Source organism: Burkholderia sp. NLJ2 (assembly GCF_049487195.1).
Taxonomy (GTDB): Bacteria; Pseudomonadota; Gammaproteobacteria; order Burkholderiales; family Burkholderiaceae; genus Burkholderia; species Burkholderia pyrrocinia.
Map to the genome: position 1 here is coordinate 1,194,019 of NZ_CP137808.1, position 19,151 is coordinate 1,213,169.

Here is a 19,151-nt window from a genome sequence, read left to right on the forward strand (position 1 = left end):
CCGGGCGGGAACGGTGCGGTCGCCGTCAGCGACGGGCCAGCGCAGCGAGTTCCTGCCAGGAGTTGGCATTGTAAAACGCACGCTCGTCGCGAAACTCGACTTCGACCGTCTTGTGGCGTGCGTACCACGCACGCACCTTGCGATCGCCGGCCGCGAGCCGCGCGGCGAGATCGTCGGCCAGTGTCGTGCGCAGCAGCGCGAACGTCGGCTGCGGCGAGCGCGCCTGCTGCGCATCGACGGTCACCGCCATCGCGATGTCGGCCTGCTGCGCGTCGAGCGCCGCAAGCAGCCGCGCGACGAGGTCGGCCGGCAGAAATGGCGTATCGCATGGCGAGCACGCGACGAGCGGCGCGCGCGCGGCCCGCATGCCGGCGAGCAGGCCCGCGAGCGGGCCGGGAAAATCGGGTGTTTCGTCCGCCACGATGCGCGCGTCGAACGGCGCACCGAGCTCGGCGTAGAGATCGGCGTGGCGATTCGCGCTGATCAGCGTCTCGTCGACCTGCGGCGAGAGCCGGCGCAGCACGTGCAGCGCGAGCGGCGTTCCGTCGAGCAGTTGCAGGCCCTTGTCGACGCCGTCCATGCGCGTGGCGCGCCCGCCCGCGAGCAGCAGGCCGGCGATCGAAGGAGAGGCGGAAACGGGCATCGTGCGCAGGCGGAAAGGGCGGCGTGCGTCAGCCGCCGATATACGACATTTCGACGCGCTTGCCGGCGCCGTCGGGCGCGGTTTCGGCCGACACGCTGCCGCGCAGTTGCGAATAGCGGTCGGTGCGCGCCTGCCAGATGCGGGCGATCGCGGTCGCGATCTCGGCGTCGCTCGCGCCGCCGCGCACGAGTGCGCGCAGGTCGTGTCCCGTCGACGCGAACAGGCACAGGTACAGCTTGCCTTCGGTCGACAGCCGCGCGCGCGTGCAGTCGCCGCAGAAGGCCTGCGTGACGCTCGAGATCACGCCGATCTCGCCGCTGCCGTCCGCATAGCCCCAGCGCTGCGCGGTTTCGGCCGCCGTGTGCGCGTCGAGCGGTACGAGCGGGAAATGTTCGGCGATCCGCGCAATGACGTCGGCCGACGGCAGCACCTCGGTCATGTTCCAGCCGTTCGACGTGCCGACGTCCATGTATTCGATGAAGCGCAGGATCACGCCGGTGCCGCGGAAACGCTCGGCCATCGGCAGGATCTCGCCGTCGTTGGTGCCGCGCTTCACGACCATGTTGACCTTGACGGGCGTGAGGCCCACGGCCTGGGCCGCGAAGATGCCGTCGAGCACGTCGGCGCTCGCGAACTCGGCGTCGTTCATGCGCTTGAACAGCGTATCGTCGAGCGCGTCGAGGCTGACCGTCACGCGCGTGAGCCCTGCGTCCTTCAGCGCGCGCGCCTTGCGCGCAAGCAGCGAGCCGTTGGTCGTCAGCGTCAGGTCGAGCGGGCGGCCGTCATGCGTCGTCAGGCGCGCGAGGCGCTCGATCAGGAATTCGAGGTTCTTGCGCAGCAGCGGTTCGCCGCCCGTGATGCGGATCTTCTCGACGCCGTGTGCGACAAAGAGTCGCGCCACGCGTTCGATTTCCTCGTGGGTGAGCAGCGCGCTGTGCGGCAGGAACGCGTAGTCCTTGTCGAACACCGCGCGCGGCATGCAGTACACGCAGCGGAAGTTGCAGCGATCCGTCACCGAGATGCGCAGGTCGCGCAGCGGTCTGGCGAACGTGTCGGCCAGCGTGCCGTCGGGGGCGTGCGCGACACCGGAGACGTCCGGCATCCCGCTGACGTCGGCGAGAGGAATGATGCGTCGAGACATGTTGAAAGAAGTGCGAGCCAGACCTGTATTTTAGCCGCAAGCGGCCGACCGGGCCGGTGGGCGGAAACCCGCAGCGCGGACATGAAAAAGCCCGCCGGAGGCGGGCTTTTCCTGGTCGGGCGATGCGCCGGTTAGTGGTGCGTCGTTTCGACCTGCTGCATCGGGGCCGTATCGGCCGGCGGCAGCGCCTTGCGTTCGCGCAGCACGCGAGCCGGACGCGGGAGGCGCGACGCGGCTTCCTGCGCAGCGGCGAACTTGTCGGCGTCCGTGTTCACCCAGACGAGACCGGCCTGCTCCAGCACGACATCCAGGCTCGCCGAAGCGGGCGCGGCTGCCGGTTGGGCTGGGGCAGGAGCCGGCGCCGGTGCTGCAACGGCCTCGACCGGTGCAGCTTCGACATGCGCCGGCTCGACAGCCACCGGAGCGGCTTCGGTCGTCACGGCCGGTGCGGCCTGCTCGACGGGCGCGGGCTGCGGCGCCTCGACAGCGGCCGGCGCTGCTGCTACCGGTGCTGCAGGCACTTCGAACGCGTCGGTCGGCGAAACCGCGACCGGAGCCGGACCGGCTTCGGTGTCGACGGCCGGTGCAACCGGTGCCGGTTCTGCTGCCTGGGCGGCGACTGCGGGCTCGACCGAAGCGGCCGGAGCCACTTCGGCGTGTGCCGGTGCCGGCTGAGCTTCCACAGCGGCCGGTGCAGCATGCTGCTCGACCGCTGCCTCGACGACGACGGCGCCTGCCGCGGCCACGGCCGCGACGACTGCCGGTGCGGCCGTGTGGGCCGGTTCGGCAGCAGCCGATGCTTCCGGCGTCACCGTTTGCACTGCAGTTTCGCCATCCGGGCCTTGCTCGGCCTGGTCGACGATTGCGCCGTCTTCGTCACGCTCGCGACGACCGCCGCGGCGGCCGCGACGGCGACGACGACGTTCCTCGCCGTCACGCGCGCCGGCTTCCGCATCGGCTGCCAACTCGCCACCGGGCAGGGCTTCAGCGACGGCCTTGTCGGCTTCCGGTTCCGGATGGTTTTCGCCACGGGTGACGGTCTCGAGCGTGGCCGCATGCTGGGTCGGCTTGCGGCGTTCGCCGCGCTCGCGACGCTCGCCGCGTTCCTGGCGCTCGCCACGGCCGGCCGCGTCGACGCCTTCCGGCTGCTCGGCGCGCTCGCGCGGTTCGCGGTTCTCGCGCGGTTCACGCGGCTCACGGCTTTCACGCGGCTCGCGCGGTTCGCGACCTTCGCGCTGGCCACGGCCCTCGCGACCTTCGCGGCCCTCACGACCTTCACGCGGTTCGCGACCCTCGCGCGGCTCACGGCCTTCACGCAGCTCACGGCCTTCACGCGGTTCGCGCACTTCCTTGCCTTCGCGTTCCTGGCGCTGCGGCTGGCCACGGCCTGCTGCTGCCTGGTCACGGCCGCCTTGCGCCTGCTGGGCGCCGCCACGACGGTTGCGGTTGCGATCGCCGCCGCGCTGCTCGGTCTTCTCGGTACGCTCGCGAGCCGGGCGGGCCGCCTGTTCCTTCGCCGGTGCCGGAGCAACCGGCGCGGGCGCCGGAGCCGGCGACACGCCGAACAGGCCCTTCAGCCAGCCGATGAAGCCGCCGCTGGTCGCGGCGACCGGTGCGGGGGCCGGAACGGGCTCGACCGGGCGCTGCGGCGCCGGGCTCGGGGCCGGGCGCTCGGGCGTGATGCCCTTGACCGCGGCTTCCTGCTTCGGCTTCACTTCTGCCGTGCGCTTGCTGTAGCCGGTTTCCGACTCGAGCTCGCGGGCCGCTTCCTCGGCCATCTTCCAGGACGCGCGCGGATCGTCGAGGCGCGCGTCATCGTGGCGCAGGCGCTCGAGCTTGTAGTGCGGCGTATCGAGGTGCTTGTTCGGGATCAACACGATGCCGACCTTGAAGCGCGACTCGATCTTGTTGATTTCCTGACGCTTTTCGTTGAGCAGGAAGGCGGTCACCTCGACCGGCACCTGGCAGTGGATCGCTGCGGTGTTTTCCTTCATCGCTTCTTCCTGAATGATCCGCAGGACCTGCAGCGCGGACGATTCGGTGTCGCGGATGTGACCGGTGCCGTTACAGCGCGGGCAGGTCACGTGGCTGCCTTCCGACAGGGCCGGGCGCAGGCGCTGGCGCGACAGCTCCATCAGGCCGAAGCGGGAGATCTTGCCCATCTGCACGCGCGCACGGTCATGCTTGAGCGCGTCTTTCAGGCGCTGCTCGACTTCGCGCTGGCTCTTCGCCGATTCCATGTCGATGAAATCGATCACGATCAGGCCGCCGAGGTCGCGCAGGCGGAGCTGGCGGGCGACTTCGTCGGCCGCTTCGAGGTTCGTGCGGGTCGCCGTTTCCTCGATGTCCGCGCCCTTGGTCGCGCGCGCCGAGTTCACGTCGATCGCGACGAGCGCTTCGGTGTGGTCGATCACGATCGCGCCGCCGGACGGCAGCGGCACCGTGCGCGAGTAGGCCGTTTCGATCTGGTGCTCGATCTGGAAGCGGGAGAACAGCGGCACGTCGTCGTGGTAACGCTTCACCTTCGACACGTTGTCCGGCATCACGATGTCCATGAACGCACGGGCCTGATCGTGGATCTCGGTCGTGTCGATCAGGATTTCGCCGATATCGGGCTGGAAATAGTCCCGGATCGCACGGATCACGAGGCTCGATTCCAGGTAGATCAGCATCGGCTGGCCGGAATTGCCGCTTTGCGACGCCGCTTCGATCGCGCGCCACAGTTGCAGCAGATAGTTCAGGTCCCACTGCAGTTCCTCGGCGCTGCGGCCGATGCCCGCGGTACGGGCGATCATGCTCATGCCGTCCGGAATCTGCAGTTGCGACATCGTCTCGCGCAGTTCCTGGCGCTCGTCGCCCTCGATCCGGCGCGACACACCGCCGCCGCGCGGATTGTTCGGCATCAGCACCAGGTAGCGGCCGGCGAGCGAGATGAAGGTCGTGAGGGCGGCGCCCTTGTTGCCACGCTCTTCCTTCTCGACCTGGACGATCAGCTCCTGGCCTTCGCGCAGGGCATCCTGGATGCGCGCGGAGCGCATGTCGATGCCTTCCTTGAAGTACTGGCGGGCGACTTCCTTGAACGGCAGGAAGCCGTGGCGGTCTTCGCCGTAGTTGACGAAGCACGCTTCGAGCGACGGCTCGATGCGGGTGATGACACCCTTGTAGATATTGCCTTTGCGCTGTTCGCGCCCGGCGGTTTCGATGTCGATGTCGATGAGCTTTTGCCCATCGACGATGGCGACGCGCAGCTCCTCCTGCTGCGTCGCATTGAACAGCATGCGTTTCATGAACGACTCCAGGCGGCTCCGCAGCCGGCGCCTCGCGGTTGTCAGTCGCGAGGGCGGGAACGACGGCAGGCCGCACCTTGTTGTGTTGTCACGAGCACGCTGGAGCGGGAACGATGGCGGGGAGAATTGCCTGAAGAGGCGCTTGGGCCCGATAGACGGGGCCGGCGGCCGTAGGGCACCTGCGAATACGGTTTCAAAGCACGGCGTTCACACACCGCACGCTGCAAAAGCGCGCTAAGCCTGAGTCCGGGCATTGCCACGGGCGCGCGCAATGCGTCGCGCGCGCCGACGGGCGGCAGATGCTGCGGCTTGGGCCGCAGCGGGGAGTATCGAATCCAGCCCGACTTTCCCGCTTGGGGTGTACTTCCCTGGTTTGACGTCGCCAAGCCCCGCACGCTTCGCGGGGCCAAATCGGGCGCAACGCCGTAATTTTCGCAACCGGCAGCCTGCGGACGCACTTCGCGCCGTCGGGCTGCCGATCAAATTCTTTTCAACCAACTTTCCGTTACCGCGGCGCCTTGCCGACCGAATCCGCCTGTGGGCGCGATCCTTGCCGACGGGCGGCGCCGTGCGTGCAACTTGCTGCATCTCTTTGATTAGGGGCGAGCAGCGGACCCCCGGCGCAAGTAAAATAACGGTTTCCGCTTGCGCCTTGCCCGACTCGGTCGGGGCCGGCCGGTCAGGCCACCCTCAACGTCAGGCTGGGCAAAATTATATTCAGTATGAATGAGTTAGGCAAAATATCCCAGAATTCGGTCGCAAGCGGCCAGGTATCGATGATCGAGATCGATGAAAACTCGGTCGGTCAGCGGATCGACAACTTCCTGTTGCGCGTCTGTAAAGGCGTGCCGAAAAGCCATATTTACCGGATCCTCCGCAGCGGCGAAGTGCGCGTGAACAAGGGCCGGATCGACGCGCAGTACCGCCTCGCCCTTGGCGACATCGTCCGCGTGCCGCCCGTGCGCGTGGCGGCGGCGGACCTCGCGCGCGCCGACACGCCCATCGTGCCGCCCGCGAATTTCGACGTGCTGTACGAGGACGATGCGATGCTCGTCATCAACAAGCCGGCAGGCGTTGCGGTGCACGGCGGCAGCGGCGTCGCGTTCGGCGTGATCGAGCAGATGCGCCAGGCGCGCCCGCGCGCGAAATTCCTCGAACTCGTGCACCGGCTCGACCGCGAGACCTCCGGGATCCTGATGCTCGCGAAGAAACGCACGGCGCTCGTGGGCCTGCACGAGCAGATCCGCGAGAACCGGATGGACAAGCGCTACTTCGCGTGCGGCCACGGCGAATGGCAGCCCGACTGGGGCCGCCGCCGCGCGGTGAAGGCGCCGCTGTTCAAGTATTCGACCCCGGAAGGGGAGCGCCGCGTGCGCGTGCAGGACGACGGGCTGCCGTCGCATACGGTGTTCAACCTCGTCGACCGCTGGCCCGAGTACGCGCTTGTCGAAGCGGAACTCAAAACGGGTCGGACCCATCAGATCCGCGTGCACCTCGCGCATCTCGGCCTGCCGATCGCCGGCGACGCCAAGTATGGCGATTTCGCACTGAACAAGGCGCTGGCGCGCGCGAACGCGCAGCCGTCGTTGAAACGGATGTTCCTGCACGCGTACCGGCTGCGGCTTGCCCATCCGCTGACCGGCGAGGCGCTGCAGTTCGATGCGCCGCTGCCGGACGAATGCCAGCGCTTTCTCGACCAACTCAGCGCACTGCGCGATACCGCCTGAACCGCATGGCTCGACAGCAATTTGACCTGATCGTCTTCGACTGGGACGGCACGCTGATGGATTCGACTGCGCACATCGCGCACAGCATCCAGGCCGCATGCCGCGATCTCGGCCTGCCCACGCCATCCGACGAGGCGTCGCGCTACGTGATCGGCCTCGGCCTGCGCGACGCGCTGCAGATTACCGCTCCGACCCTCGATCCGGCCGACTATCCACGGCTGGCCGAGCGCTACCGCTATCACTATCTGCTCGACGACCAGCGCATCGAGCTGTTCGCCGGCGTGCGCGAGCTGCTCGCCGAGTTGCGAGATACGGGCTACCTGCTCGCCGTTGCGACCGGCAAGGGTCGGGTCGGGTTGAACCGCGTGCTTGACCAGTCGAAGCTGACGAGTTTGTTCGACGCGACGCGCTGTGCGGACGAAACGTTCTCGAAGCCGCATCCGGCGATGCTGCACGAGCTGTCCCGGGAATTGGGGCAGGACCTCGCGCGCACCGTGATGATCGGCGACACGACGCACGACCTGCAGATGGCCGCGAGCGCCGGAGCGGCGGGCGTCGGTGTCGCATACGGCGCGCACACGGCCGATGCGCTGGCTGCGCTTGCGCCACGCTTTGTCGCACCGGACGTCGACGCGTTGGCTGCGTGGCTGCGGGAGCACGCATGAGCGCGGCGCCGGAATCGGTGCGCGTGTGCGCATCGGACGCGCTGGCTGACAGCGGCGCCGGCGTGCGCGTCGACGCGACGCTGCGCGGCGAGCAGGCCGTCGTGTTCTTCGTGCGCTACGACGGTCGCGCATACGGCTACCTGAATCGCTGCGCGCACGTGCCGATGGAGCTCGACTGGTCCGAAGGGCAGTTCTTCGAGTCGTCGGGCCTGTACCTGATGTGCGCGACGCACGGCGCGATCTACGCACCGGATACCGGCAAGTGCGTCGGCGGCCCGTGCCGCGGCGGCCGCCTTCGGCCGGTCGAGGTCGACGAACGCGACACGCCCGACGGGCGTGCGGTATTCTGGGTGCCCGACACCGACCTGCGTCCTGCCACTCCCGCCACGACCGACTAACGACAATACCGCATGGCCGACCAACCGAATTCCCCGGATTCTTCTTCCCGTCCCGACAGCCGTGAACCGAACTGGGAGCGCGCGGCGCTCGAGCGGATCGCGCTCGCGGCCGTGAAGGAGCAGCGCGCGGCGCGGCGCTGGAAGATCTTCTTCCGCTTCGCGTTCCTGGGCGTGTTCGTGCTGCTCGCGTTCGCGCTGATCGATTTCTCGAGCGATTCGAAATTCTCGTCGAGCGGGCGGCATACGGCGCTCGTGACGATCGACGGCGAGATCGCGGCAGGCGTCAATGCGAACGCCGAAGACATCAACACCGCGCTCGAAGCCGCATTCGACGACGACGGTACGGCCGGCGTCGTGCTGCGGATCAACAGCCCGGGCGGCAGCCCCGTGCAGGCCGGCATGGTCTACGACGAGATTCGGCGGCTGCGCGCGAAGCATCCGGACAAGCCGCTGTACGTCGTCGTGACCGACATGTGCGCATCGGGCGGCTATTACATCGCGGCCGCGGCCGACAAGATCTTCGTCGACAAGGCGAGCATCGTCGGGTCGATCGGCGTGCTGATGGACGGTTTCGGCTTCACCGGGCTGATGGGCAAGCTCGGTGTCGAGCGGCGCCTGCATACGTCGGGCGAAAACAAGGGCTTCTACGATCCGTTCTCGCCGGAGACGTCGAAGATGGACGCGCATGCGCAGGCGCTGCTCGACCAGGTGCACGCGCAGTTCATCAAGGCGGTGAAGGATGGCCGCGGCAAACGGCTGCATGAGACGCCCGACATGTTCTCCGGCCTGTTCTGGACCGGCGCGAAGAGCGTCGAGCTCGGGCTCGCCGACGGTTACGGCACGACCGATACGGTCGCGCGCGACGTGCTGAAGGCGCCCGATCTCGTCGACTATACGGTGAAGGAAAGCCTGACGAACCGCGTCGCGCGCAAGTTCGGTGCGGCCGTCGGCGGCGCCGCGATGAAGGCGCTGACGGCCGGCGGCGCGTCGTTCAGCCTGCGCTGATGGGCGACGGGCGACGGGCGACGGGCGACGGGCGACGGGCGACGGGCGACGGGCGTCCGGCGGGCCGCGATGGCCCGCTGGCCGGCCACCGGCCACGGCTTCAGTTCGCGAGCAGCAGGAAGATCGCAGGGCGCTTGTGCAGATTCGGCGCAGGCGCTTTTTTCCAGTCCGCCACGGTGCGGCTCGCGATCGTCTCGGTCGCGAGGGTCAGGTCGGCCGCGACGCAGATCTGCGTCGACGGCGCGCAGGTCGCGACGAGCGTGTCGAGCATCGCGTGATTCCGGTACGGCGTCTCGATGAAGATCTGCGTCTGGCGCGCCTTGCGCGACAACTGCTCGAGTTCGCGCAGGCGTTTCGCGCGCGCGGCCGCATCGACCGGCAGGTAGCCGTTGAACGCGAAGCTCTGGCCGTTCAGGCCCGAGGCCATCAGCGCGAGCAGGATCGAGCTCGGTCCGACGAGCGGCACGACCTTCACGCCACGCTCGTGCGCGCGGCGTACCAGCAACGCGCCGGGATCGGCGACGGCCGGGCAGCCGGCCTCGGACACGAGGCCGGCATCCGCACCGGCCAGCACGGGCGCGAGCAGCCGGTCGATTTGGCCGGCCGGCGTATTGACGTTTAGCTCGCGGATCTCGATTTCCTGGATCGGGCGCGTCGTGCCGATTTTCTTCAGGAATGCACGCGTCGTTTTCGCGTTCTCGCCGATGTAATAGCCGAGCGTGCCGGCGCGTGCCTGCACGGCCGCGGGCAGCACGGCGGCGAGCATCGATTCGTCGCCTTCGCCGAGCGTGTTCGGGACGAGGTAAAGCGTGCCGGCCGTCATGCGCGATCTCCACGAGTGGTTGCAAACAAAGGGAATTCCGTGGCGCGCAGCATCCGCGTGAGCGCGATCAACGGCAGACCGACGAGCGCGGTCGGGTCGTCCGAGTCGATCGCGTCGAGCAGCGCGATGCCGAGCCCTTCGGACTTCGCGCTGCCGGCGACGTCGTAAGGCGTCTCCGCGCGCAGGTACGCGTCGAGTTCGGCCTCGGGCAGCGTGCGGAAGCGCACGCGCGTGACGACGTCCTCGACCTGGGCTTCGCCCGTGCGGCTGTCGTACAGGCAGAGCGCGCTGTGAAATTCGACTTCGCGGCCCTGCATCGACACGAGTTGCGCGAGCGCGCGCTCATGCGTGCCGGGCTTGCCGATCTGAAGCCCGTCGAAGGTCGCGACCTGGTCCGACCCGATCACGAGCACGCCGTCCGGCGCGTCGATCGTCGCGGCGACGGCGCGTGCTTTCGCGCCGGCGAGGCGCAGGGCGGTCATGGCCGGCGTTTCTTCATCGAGCGGGGTTTCGTCGAGGTCGGGCGACACGACGTCGAACGGTACGCCGAGGCGCTCGAGGAGCGCGCGGCGGTAGCGGGAACTGGAGGCAAGAATCAGCCGCGGCGGGCGGCAAACGGTATCCGGCATGGTCGGTTGGATCGGTGAGTCGTGAGGTGTTGGGCAGCGTTGCGCGGACGCAAGCTTAAGTGATTGACCGCAAAAGGTAAAACAGGTATGCTTTCCCGCTTTTCGTCGACAGGCTTCCGTCGTGGTGGCGCCTGTCGGGTCTTCGGAAGTAAAGTACGTCATCCGCGGATGAGCCGTACGTGAGCGGCGCCAAGCCGGATTCGCAAGTCAGCCTGTAGGCAGGAGCGCACATGAACACTTCTTCTGGCAAACCTGCTGCGGCACCACTTGATCCGCACGCAGTCGACCTGTTCGAATTCGCCCGCAGCGGGCGGCAGGCAGCAGGTGCGGTGCACCTCTCGCAACTGCCGCGCATGTTAAACGAAGTGCCGGCGGACGCGCCAGATCGCGACACGGTCTTCACGTGGCAGGCGGAAGGGTTCACCCAGAAAGAGTTGCAGGACGACGGCGCCGATGGGCAGCAGCCGTATCTGCGCCTCGCGGTGCATGGCCATGCATGGCTCACATGCCAGCGCTGCGTGACCCCGTACGACCAGGCGTTCGGCGTCGACATGGTTTACCGGGTCGTCGCGACCGAAGAAGAAGCTGAAGAATTTCCGCTCGACGACGATGAAGCCGATGTGATCGTGGGCTCACGCCAGTTCGATCTCGTCGACTTGATCGAAGAGGAATTGCTGCTTTCGTTGCCGCTCGTGCCCAAGCACGAGGTTTGCCCGGCAGTTCACGAAAGCCTCGTGTCGGGTGCGAGCGGTCCTGAGGAAGAGGCGGGCGAAGAGTCCGGCGAAGCCGAGGACGAAGGCAAACGGCCGAATCCGTTCGCAGCGCTGCAAGCGCTGAAGAAGGACGGTGACGGCACCAAGAAACACTAAGCAGTTGTGGCGCGGGAAGGCGTAAGGGCTTTGGGCCAGGGTAGTTAAGCGCCGGATCGGGCTGTGTTAGAATCCGGAAAATTATTTAGGAGTTAGTCATGGCAGTCCAGCAAAACAAGAAGTCGCCGTCGAAGCGCGGCATGCATCGTTCGCACGATTTCCTGACGGCGTCGCCGCTGGCAGTCGAGCCGAGCACGGGTGAAGTGCATCTGCGTCACCACGTCAGCCCGAACGGCTACTATCGCGGCAAGAAAGTCGTCAAGACGAAGAACGACTAAGCGTCAAGTCACGCGTTGCGCGCTACGTTCGCCGTTCGCGTGACAACTGGTTCGCTTGACACTTTCCTGGCGCAACAAAAAGGCGGCATTCAACTGCCGCTTTTTTGTGCCTGAAATTCGTCGCATTCCATGACCGTAAAGCTCACAATCGATTGCATGGGAGGCGACCACGGCCCGTCCGTGACCGTTCCCGCGGCAGTCAAGTTCGTCCGCGCGCATCCCGATGCGCACCTGATGCTCGTCGGCATCGAAAGCGCGATCCGCGCTCAGCTCAAGAAGCTGAAAGCCCTCGACGATCCCGCGCTGACCATCGTGCCCGCCACCGAAGTCGTGGCGATGGACGACCCTGTCGAAGTGGCGCTGCGCAAGAAGAAGGATTCTTCGATGCGCGTCGCGCTCAACCACGTCAAGGAAGGCGCGGCGCAGGCCTGCATCTCCGCCGGCAATACCGGCGCACTGATGGCCGTTTCCCGTTACGTACTCAAGACGCTGCCCGGCATCGAGCGGCCCGCGATCGCGTTCGCGCTGCCGAACCCGACCGGCTACACGATGATGCTGGACCTCGGCGCGAACGTCGACTGCGAGCCGCAGCACCTGCTGCAGTTCGCGGAGATGGGGCATGCGCTCGTGGCTGCGCTCGAAGGCAAGGAGCGGCCGACGATCGGCCTGCTGAACATCGGCGAAGAGGTCATCAAGGGCAACGAGACGATCAAGCGCGCAGGCGAGCTGCTGCGCGCCAGCACGCTGAATTTCCGCGGCAACGTGGAAGGCAACGACATCTACAAGGGCACCGTCGACGTGATCGTGTGCGACGGCTTCGTCGGCAACGTCGCGCTGAAAACGTCCGAGGGGCTTGCGCAGATGCTGTCCGACATCATCCGCGAGGAGTTCGGCCGTTCGCTGATGTCGAAGCTGATGGCGCTGCTCGCGCTGCCTGTCCTGATGCGTTTCAAGAAGCGCGTCGACCACCGCCAGTACAACGGCGCGGCGCTGCTGGGGCTGAAGAGCCTCGTGATCAAGAGCCACGGTTCGGCCGACGCCTACGCGTTTGAGTGGGCGATCAAACGCGGGTATGATGCGGTCAAAAACGGCGTGCTGGAGCGCCTCGCGCGCGCGATGGCGGACAATTCGGTGTCGCTCGGCGACGGCGGACACGACGCGGGCGGCGCGGGCCATGCAAGCCCGGCCGCAGGCCATCACGCCGAACCTTCCGCTGCGCAATCCTCTAAAGCATAAATGGCCCAATCGACTCTCTATTCCCGCGTGCTCGGCACGGGCAGCTATCTGCCGCCCGACCGCGTCACGAACCAGCAGTTGACCGATCGTCTTGCGAAGGAAGGCATCGAGACGAGCGACGAATGGATCGTTGCGCGCACGGGTATCCATGCGCGCCATTTCGCCGCACCGGACGTCACGACGAGCGACCTCGCGCTCGAGGCGTCGCGTCGTGCGATTGAAATGGCCGGTATCGATCCGCAGTCGATCGACCTGATCATCGTCGCGACTTCGACCCCCGATTTCGTGTTCCCGAGCACCGCGTGCCTGCTGCAGAACAAGCTCGGGATCAAGAACGGCGGCGCCGCATTCGACGTGCAGGCCGTGTGCTCGGGCTTCGCGTACGCGATGGCGACGGCCGACAGCTTCATCCGCAGCGGCCAGCACCGCACGGCACTCGTGGTCGGCGCGGAGACGTTCTCGCGCATCCTCGACTTCAAGGACCGTACCACCTGCGTGCTGTTCGGCGACGGCGCGGGCGCGGTGATCCTGTCCGCGTCGGAAGAGCCGGGCGTGCTCGGCAGCGCGCTGCACGCGGACGGCAGCTATTCGCATATCCTTTGCACGCCGGGCAACGTCAACCGCGGCGTGATCGAAGGCAGCGCGTTCCTGTACATGGACGGGCAGGCCGTGTTCAAGCTCGCGGTCAACGTGCTCGAAAAGGTCGCGATCGAGGCGCTCGCCAAGGCGAATCTCGCGCCCGAGCAAATCGACTGGCTGATTCCGCACCAGGCCAACATCCGCATCATGACCAGCACCTGCCGCAAGCTCGGCCTGCCGCAGGAACGCATGGTCGTGACGGTCGACCAGCACGGCAACACGTCGGCTGCGTCGATCCCGCTGGCGTTCGACACCGCGGTGCGCGACGGTCGCATCCAGCGTGGCCAGCACGTGCTGATCGAGGGTGTCGGCGGCGGCTTCACCTGGGGCGCGTCGGTCTTCCGCTTCTGATCCGCGGCGCGCGACTGCTGCGCGCGGATCCCATCGGCGCGCCGTTCGTGCGCGCCGTCCGAATCGATTCAATTGGGGACGATATGAAATTTGCATTCGTTTTTCCGGGGCAGGGCTCGCAGGCAGTCGGCATGCTCAACGCATTCGCCGATCTGGCCGTCGTGCGCGAGACGCTCCAGGAAGCGTCCGATGCACTCAATCAGGACCTCGGCAAGCTGATCGCCGAAGGCCCGGCCGAAGAGCTGAATCTGACCACCAACACGCAGCCCGTGATGCTGACGGCCGCGTACGCGTGCTACCGCGCGTGGCAGCAGGCAGGCGGCCCGGCGCCGTCGATCGTCGCCGGCCACAGTCTCGGCGAATACACGGCGCTCGTCGCGGCGGGCGCGCTCGCGTTCAAGGACGCGGTGCCGCTCGTGCGCTTCCGCGCGCAGGCGATGCAAACGGCTGTGCCGGTCGGCCAGGGCGGCATGGCCGCGATCCTGGGCCTCGACGACGACACGGTGCGCGCGGTGTGCGCCGAAGCCGCGGAAGCGGGCGTCGTCGAAGCGGTGAACTTCAATGCGCCTGCGCAGGTCGTGATCGCAGGCAACAAGGCCGCCGTCGAAAAGGCGTGCGAGATCGCGAAGGCGAAGGGCGCGAAGCGCGCGCTGCCGCTGCCCGTGTCGGCACCGTTCCATTCGTCACTGCTCAAGCCGGCATCGGACCAGTTGCGCGACTATCTCGCGAACATCGACGTGAAGGCGCCGCAGATTCCGGTCGTCAACAACATCGACGTCGCCGTGGTCAGCGATCCGGCCGCGATCAAGGATGCGCTGGTGCGCCAGGCCGCAGGCCCGGTGCGCTGGGTCGAGTGCGTGCAGCACATCGCCGGCACGGGCGTCACGCACGTGATCGAATGCGGTCCGGGCAAGGTGCTCGCCGGCCTGACGAAGCGCATCGACGGTAACCTGACTGGTGCGTCGGTGTTCGATCCGGCGTCGCTCGACGAAGCGCTCAAGCTGGTGACCGCCTGACGCGGCGCCTTTTCTCAAGAGACGGATATTCGATTCATGGAAAAGACTCTCGATAAACAGATTGCGATCGTGACCGGCGCGTCGCGCGGCATCGGCCGGTCGATCGCGCTCGAACTCGCGCGCCTGGGCGCGACGGTGATCGGCACCGCGACGAGCGAATCGGGCGCGGCCGCGATCACCGCGGCGTTCGCGGAAGCGGGCGTCCTGGGCCGCGGCGCGGTGCTGAACGTCAACGACGCGGCGGCCGCCGAAGCGCTGATCGACGCAACCGTGAAGGAATTCGGCGCGCTGAACGTGCTCGTCAACAACGCGGGCATCACGCAGGACCAGCTCGCGATGCGGATGAAGGACGAGGACTGGGACGCGGTGATCGACACCAACCTGAACTCGGTGTTCCGCCTGTCGCGCGCGGTGCTGCGCCCGATGATGAAGGCGCGCGGCGGCCGTATCATCAACATCACGTCGGTGGTCGGTTCGGCCGGCAACCCGGGTCAGGTCAACTACGCGGCCGCGAAGGCCGGCGTCGCGGGCATGACGCGTGCGCTCGCGCGCGAGATCGGCAGCCGCGGCATCACCGTGAACTGCGTCGCGCCGGGCTTCATCGACACCGACATGACGAAGACGCTGCCGGAAGAACAGCAGGCCGCGCTCAAGACCCAGATTCCGCTCGGCCGCCTCGGCAGCCCGGAAGACATCGCCCATGCCGTCGCGTTCCTCGCATCGCCGCAGGCCGGTTACATTACCGGCACGACGCTGCACGTGAATGGCGGCATGTACATGTCGTAACGATTTTCGTTTACCATCCGCGCCGTATCCCGTTTTTCAGGCGGATCGGTGCTTGATCGACCATCAAGCCAACGCGCGTTTTGGCGTCAGCAAACCTGATAAAATGCGCGCACTTGTAAATCTGAACTTTCCCTCGGAGGGGTAATGGACAACATCGAACAACGTGTCAAGAAGATCGTCGCTGAACAACTGGGCGTTGCGGAAGCCGAGATCAAGAACGAAGCTTCGTTCGTGAACGACCTGGGCGCCGACTCGCTCGACACGGTCGAACTGGTGATGGCTCTCGAAGACGAGTTCGGCATGGAAATCCCGGACGAAGAAGCAGAGAAGATCACGACCGTTCAGCAAGCGATCGACTACGCTCGCGCAAACGTCAAGGCGTAAGCGCCTTTCGCGCTTGTCCGCCACGTCGCCGCGATCTTCGCGATTGACGCGCCATCCTGCCGGCTTCGCGCCGGACGGACTAACAGCCACAGGGCTCGCAGGGCTGGTTCCTGTGGCCACTGTGGCTTTTGTTTTTGTCATCCAATAATGGAAAAGAGGTTACCGTGAGCCGCCGTCGTGTTGTCGTTACAGGCCTGGGGCTTATTTCGCCTGTTGGCAATAGTGTTGCCGACGGCTGGGCCAATCTCGTCGCCGGCAAGTCCGGTATCGCCACCGTCACGAAGTTCGATCCGTCGAATCTCGCCGTGCATTTCGCGGGCGAGGTGAAGGGTTTCAACGCCGAGGAGTACATCCCGGCGAAGGAAGCCCGCAGCATGGATACGTTCATCCATTACGGCATCGCCGCCGGTGTCCAGGCCTTCAAGGACAGCGGGCTGGAGGTGAACGAAGCCAATGCGGAACGCATCGGCGTGCTGGTCGGTTCCGGCATCGGCGGCCTGCCGATGATCGAAGATACGCACCAGACCTACGTCGATCGCGGTGCGCGCCGGATTTCGCCGTTCTTCGTGCCGGGTTCGATCATCAACATGATCTCGGGTCACCTGAGCATCATGTTCGGCCTGAAGGGCCCGAACCTCGCGGCCGTGACGGCCTGCACGACCGGCCTGCACAGCATCGGTCTGGCGGCACGCCTGATCCAGGCGGGCGACGCGGACGTGATGGTCGCGGGCGGAGCCGAATCGACGGTGTCGCCGCTCGGTATCGGCGGTTTCGCGGCAGCACGCGCGCTGTCGACCCGCAACGACGATCCGGCCAGCGCGTCCCGTCCGTGGGACAAGGACCGCGACGGCTTCGTGCTGGGCGAAGGTGCCGGCGTGATGGTACTCGAGGAGTACGAGGCGGCGAAGGCGCGCGGTGCGAAGATCTACGCGGAAGTCTCGGGCTTCGGCATGACCGGCGACGCGTACCACATGACCGCGCCGAACATGGACGGCCCGCGCCGCTGCATGGTTGCGGCACTGCGCGACGCCGGCGTGAACGCGGACGAGGTCCAGTACCTGAACGCGCACGGCACGTCGACGCCGCTGGGTGACAAGAACGAGTCCGACGCGGTGAAGGCGGCCTTCGGCGAGCACGCGTACAAGCTCGTCGTGAACTCGACGAAGTCGATGACGGGCCACCTGCTGGGCGGCGCGGGCGGCCTCGAGTCGGTGTTCACGGTGCTGGCGCTGCACAACAACGTGTCGCCGCCGACCATCAACATCTTCAACCAGGACCCCGAGTGCGATCTCGATTACTGCGCGAACACCGCGCGTGACATGAAGATCGACGTGGCCGTGAAGAACAACTTCGGCTTCGGCGGTACCAACGGCACGCTGGTGTTCAAGCGCGTCTGACGCTGAAATCGCTTGACGAGTCCATTCGATGCTCCGGCCGGGCGTCCGCAGCGCTTTGCGTTGCGGGCCTCGGCCGTGTCGTATGTCGTGCTGGCCGCGTTCGTCGCGTCGGCTGCCGCGTCGGCGTTCCTGTTCTGGGCGCCGCGCGCGGGCGCTGCCGCCGGCGCATGCGTGTCGGCCGCGACGGCCGCGCTGCTGGCCGTGTGCGCCGCGCGGGCCTGCGCCCGTCGGCTGCCGGCCGAGTTGCAGATCGACGCATTTGGGGAAATTGCGGCGTTTGGTCGCACCGGGCGGTTGCTGGCCCGTGGCCGTGTGACCGGCCATGCGCACTGGAGCAGCCTGCTGCTCGTGCTGTCGATCGGGCAGGGCGCCCGGCGGGCCCGGCCGCTGCTGATTCCGGCCGATGCGCTCGACGCCGCGTCGTTCAGCGCGTTGTCCGTGCTCGCGAGAACCGCGGGCGCCGCGGGGCGGGCATGACGGCGGCGCGGTTACCGACCGTAACCAGCGGCCGGCGCGGGAACGCTACAATAGCGCTCCGCGTTGCATCCCTAGTTAATGGATTTGTCAGGTGAGTGAAAAAGAAATTGATCAGGTTCTGGTCGAGCGCGTACAGAAGGGCGACAAGGCAGCGTTCGAACTCCTGGTCTCCAAATACCACCGCAAGATCATTCGGCTGATCTCGCGCCTCGTGCGGGATCCCGCCGAGGTCGAGGATGTGGCCCAGGACGCGTTCATCAAGGCGTATCGCGCGCTGCCGCAATTTCGCGGCGAGTCCGCGTTCTACACGTGGTTGTACCGGATTGCCGTCAATACGGCGAAGAACTACCTTGCGACGCAGGGTCGCCGCGCACCGACCTCGACCGAGGCCGATGCCGAGGAAGCGGAAACTTTCTCCGACGCAGACCAACTAAGGGATATCAACACGCCTGAGTCGATGTTGATGAGCAAGCAGATTGCCGAGACGGTCAACGCTGCAATGGCCGCCTTGCCCGAAGAACTGCGCCAGGCGATTACGCTGCGCGAGATCGAGGGCCTGAGCTACGAAGAGATCGCGGAAATGATGGGCTGTCCGATCGGGACGGTCCGGTCGCGGATCTTCCGCGCTCGCGAGGCAATCGCTGCCAAATTGCGTCCGCTGCTCGATACGCCCGAAGGCAAGCGCTGGTAAGCGCGACAGGCGGAACGACGCGGGTCGGGGTCTAGTTACGGATAGAGTCGTGAAGTCACGACGGGGTGTGCAAGATGGGGAGCATCATGGGGTCGGTCAATACGCAGTCGCAGGCGTGCTCGCGCGGCGAGCGCCTTTCCGCGCTGGTCGACGGCGAAATGTTCGATGGCCCGGATCACGGGCAGTTTCTGGCTGAGCTCAACCGCGCGGATCGCGCTGCGTGGGCCCATTACCACCTGATCGGCGATGCGCTGCGCTCGGACGAGCTCGCGTTGTCGCCCGCGCTGAGCGTCGCGTTCACCGCGCGCATGTCGGCCGCGCTCGAAAGCGAGCCGCACCTGCTCGCGCCGGCGGCCGCGCCGGTCGCGCGCAAGCTGCTGTCGCTGCGCCGGCGCGTCGTGCCCGCGTTCGCGGTGGCGGCCGCGGCGGCCACGCTGACGTGGATCGTCGTTCCGCAACTGCAGACGGCCGGTACGCCGGCCGCCGTCCAGGTCGCGTCGGTCGGTGCGCCGCAAAGCGGCAACCTGCAGCGTGTGACGGTCGCGCAGGCGTCGGCCCAGCCGGGGCTGCAGGACGTCAACATCATTCGCGACGCCAGCCTCGACCAATACCTCGAAGCGCACCAGCAATTCGCGCAGCAGCCCGTCGTCACGGGTTCGATGCCGCTGATCCGCGCTGCCGTGACCACCACGCCAGGCCAATAAACCCG

General features: G+C 66.9%; 20 protein-coding genes. 15 read left to right on the forward strand and 5 right to left on the reverse strand.

Translation table 11 applies throughout. The annotated features are described in order from the left end of the window. Positions 1–25 precede the first annotated feature (25 nt). The 3 genes from mobA to R9B84_RS05565 all read right to left on the reverse strand — a co-directional run bounded on the left by mobA (position 26) and on the right by R9B84_RS05565 (position 5,071). Entirely contained in the window at positions 26–643 is a 618-nt protein-coding gene (mobA, locus tag R9B84_RS05555; protein WP_423759508.1) for a molybdenum cofactor guanylyltransferase MobA, read from the reverse strand. A 28-nt stretch (positions 644–671) separates the two neighbouring features. Beyond that, a complete protein-coding gene (moaA, locus tag R9B84_RS05560) occupies positions 672–1,784 on the reverse strand; it encodes a GTP 3',8-cyclase MoaA (RefSeq protein WP_423759509.1) in 1,113 nt (370 codons plus the stop codon). A gap of 131 nt (positions 1,785–1,915) precedes the next feature. After that, positions 1,916–5,071: an Rne/Rng family ribonuclease gene (locus tag R9B84_RS05565; RefSeq protein WP_423759510.1), complete on the reverse strand. Its 3,156-nt coding sequence runs from the start codon at positions 5,069–5,071 to the stop codon at positions 1,916–1,918. 722 nt (positions 5,072–5,793) lie between these two features. On the opposite strand from R9B84_RS05565, the gene R9B84_RS05570 reads away from it, so the two are divergent. From R9B84_RS05570 to R9B84_RS05585, 4 genes are read left to right on the forward strand one after another with little or no spacing between them, the layout of a single operon-like run. After that, the gene (locus tag R9B84_RS05570) at positions 5,794–6,798 is read left to right on the forward strand and encodes an RluA family pseudouridine synthase (protein WP_423759511.1); all 1,005 of its coding nucleotides are present in this window, start codon (positions 5,794–5,796) and stop codon (positions 6,796–6,798) included. A gap of 5 nt (positions 6,799–6,803) precedes the next feature. Beyond that, entirely contained in the window at positions 6,804–7,463 is a 660-nt protein-coding gene (locus R9B84_RS05575; RefSeq protein WP_423759512.1) for an HAD-IA family hydrolase, read from the forward strand. Further along, positions 7,460–7,861 (forward strand): Rieske (2Fe-2S) protein, encoded by a 402-nt coding sequence (locus R9B84_RS05580; RefSeq protein WP_423759513.1) that lies wholly within the window; start codon positions 7,460–7,462, stop codon positions 7,859–7,861. The genes R9B84_RS05575 and R9B84_RS05580 overlap by 4 nt, the downstream gene beginning before the upstream one ends. A 12-nt stretch (positions 7,862–7,873) precedes the next feature. Beyond that, positions 7,874–8,866, forward strand: coding sequence for a S49 family peptidase (locus tag R9B84_RS05585; protein WP_423759514.1), 993 nt, complete (start codon positions 7,874–7,876; stop codon positions 8,864–8,866). Positions 8,867–8,966: 100 nt separating this feature from the next. Here the strand turns inward: R9B84_RS05585 and R9B84_RS05590 are convergent, their stop codons facing one another. Together R9B84_RS05590 and R9B84_RS05595 are read right to left on the reverse strand one after the other, a co-directional pair. Continuing rightward, on the reverse strand, positions 8,967–9,689 hold the full coding sequence (locus R9B84_RS05590) for an SAM-dependent methyltransferase (RefSeq protein ID WP_423759515.1): 723 nt from the start codon (positions 9,687–9,689) through the stop codon (positions 8,967–8,969). Then, the gene (locus R9B84_RS05595) at positions 9,686–10,318 is read right to left on the reverse strand and encodes a Maf-like protein (protein WP_423759516.1); all 633 of its coding nucleotides are present in this window, start codon (positions 10,316–10,318) and stop codon (positions 9,686–9,688) included. The genes R9B84_RS05590 and R9B84_RS05595 overlap by 4 nt, the downstream gene beginning before the upstream one ends. A gap of 230 nt (positions 10,319–10,548) precedes the next feature. Between R9B84_RS05595 and R9B84_RS05600 the strand changes: the two genes are divergently transcribed. The 11 genes from R9B84_RS05600 to R9B84_RS05650 all read left to right on the forward strand — a co-directional run bounded on the left by R9B84_RS05600 (position 10,549) and on the right by R9B84_RS05650 (position 19,146). Then, positions 10,549–11,187: a YceD family protein gene (locus R9B84_RS05600; protein WP_423759517.1), complete on the forward strand. Its 639-nt coding sequence runs from the start codon at positions 10,549–10,551 to the stop codon at positions 11,185–11,187. Positions 11,188–11,285: 98 nt separating this feature from the next. Continuing rightward, entirely contained in the window at positions 11,286–11,465 is a 180-nt protein-coding gene (rpmF, locus tag R9B84_RS05605) for a 50S ribosomal protein L32 (protein WP_047900174.1), read from the forward strand. 129 nt (positions 11,466–11,594) lie between these two features. Beyond that, positions 11,595–12,701, forward strand: a complete 1,107-nt coding sequence (gene plsX / locus R9B84_RS05610) for a phosphate acyltransferase PlsX (RefSeq protein WP_423759518.1) — start codon at positions 11,595–11,597, stop codon at positions 12,699–12,701. Next, positions 12,702–13,691 (forward strand): beta-ketoacyl-ACP synthase III, encoded by a 990-nt coding sequence (locus R9B84_RS05615; protein WP_047900176.1) that lies wholly within the window; start codon positions 12,702–12,704, stop codon positions 13,689–13,691. An 83-nt stretch (positions 13,692–13,774) separates the two neighbouring features. Further along, on the forward strand, positions 13,775–14,707 hold the full coding sequence (fabD, locus tag R9B84_RS05620) for an ACP S-malonyltransferase (protein ID WP_423759519.1): 933 nt from the start codon (positions 13,775–13,777) through the stop codon (positions 14,705–14,707). 36 nt (positions 14,708–14,743) lie between these two features. Further along, entirely contained in the window at positions 14,744–15,493 is a 750-nt protein-coding gene (fabG, locus tag R9B84_RS05625; RefSeq protein ID WP_423759520.1) for a 3-oxoacyl-ACP reductase FabG, read from the forward strand. 144 nt (positions 15,494–15,637) lie between these two features. Next, complete coding sequence (gene acpP / locus R9B84_RS05630) at positions 15,638–15,877, forward strand: acyl carrier protein (RefSeq protein WP_004197638.1); 240 nt, start codon at positions 15,638–15,640, stop codon at positions 15,875–15,877. A gap of 164 nt (positions 15,878–16,041) precedes the next feature. Continuing rightward, positions 16,042–17,274 (forward strand): beta-ketoacyl-ACP synthase II, encoded by a 1,233-nt coding sequence (fabF, locus tag R9B84_RS05635; RefSeq protein ID WP_423759521.1) that lies wholly within the window; start codon positions 16,042–16,044, stop codon positions 17,272–17,274. Positions 17,275–17,286: 12 nt separating this feature from the next. Further along, entirely contained in the window at positions 17,287–17,751 is a 465-nt protein-coding gene (locus R9B84_RS05640) for a hypothetical protein (RefSeq protein ID WP_423759522.1), read from the forward strand. A 91-nt stretch (positions 17,752–17,842) separates the two neighbouring features. Then, positions 17,843–18,442 carry an RNA polymerase sigma factor RpoE gene (gene rpoE, locus R9B84_RS05645; RefSeq protein ID WP_034183098.1) on the forward strand — a complete coding sequence of 200 codons (600 nt, stop codon included), beginning with the start codon at positions 17,843–17,845 and terminating at the stop codon, positions 18,440–18,442. Between the two features lie 86 nt (positions 18,443–18,528). After that, positions 18,529–19,146: a sigma-E factor negative regulatory protein gene (locus R9B84_RS05650; RefSeq protein WP_423759523.1), complete on the forward strand. Its 618-nt coding sequence runs from the start codon at positions 18,529–18,531 to the stop codon at positions 19,144–19,146. Positions 19,147–19,151: the final 5 nt, after the last annotated feature.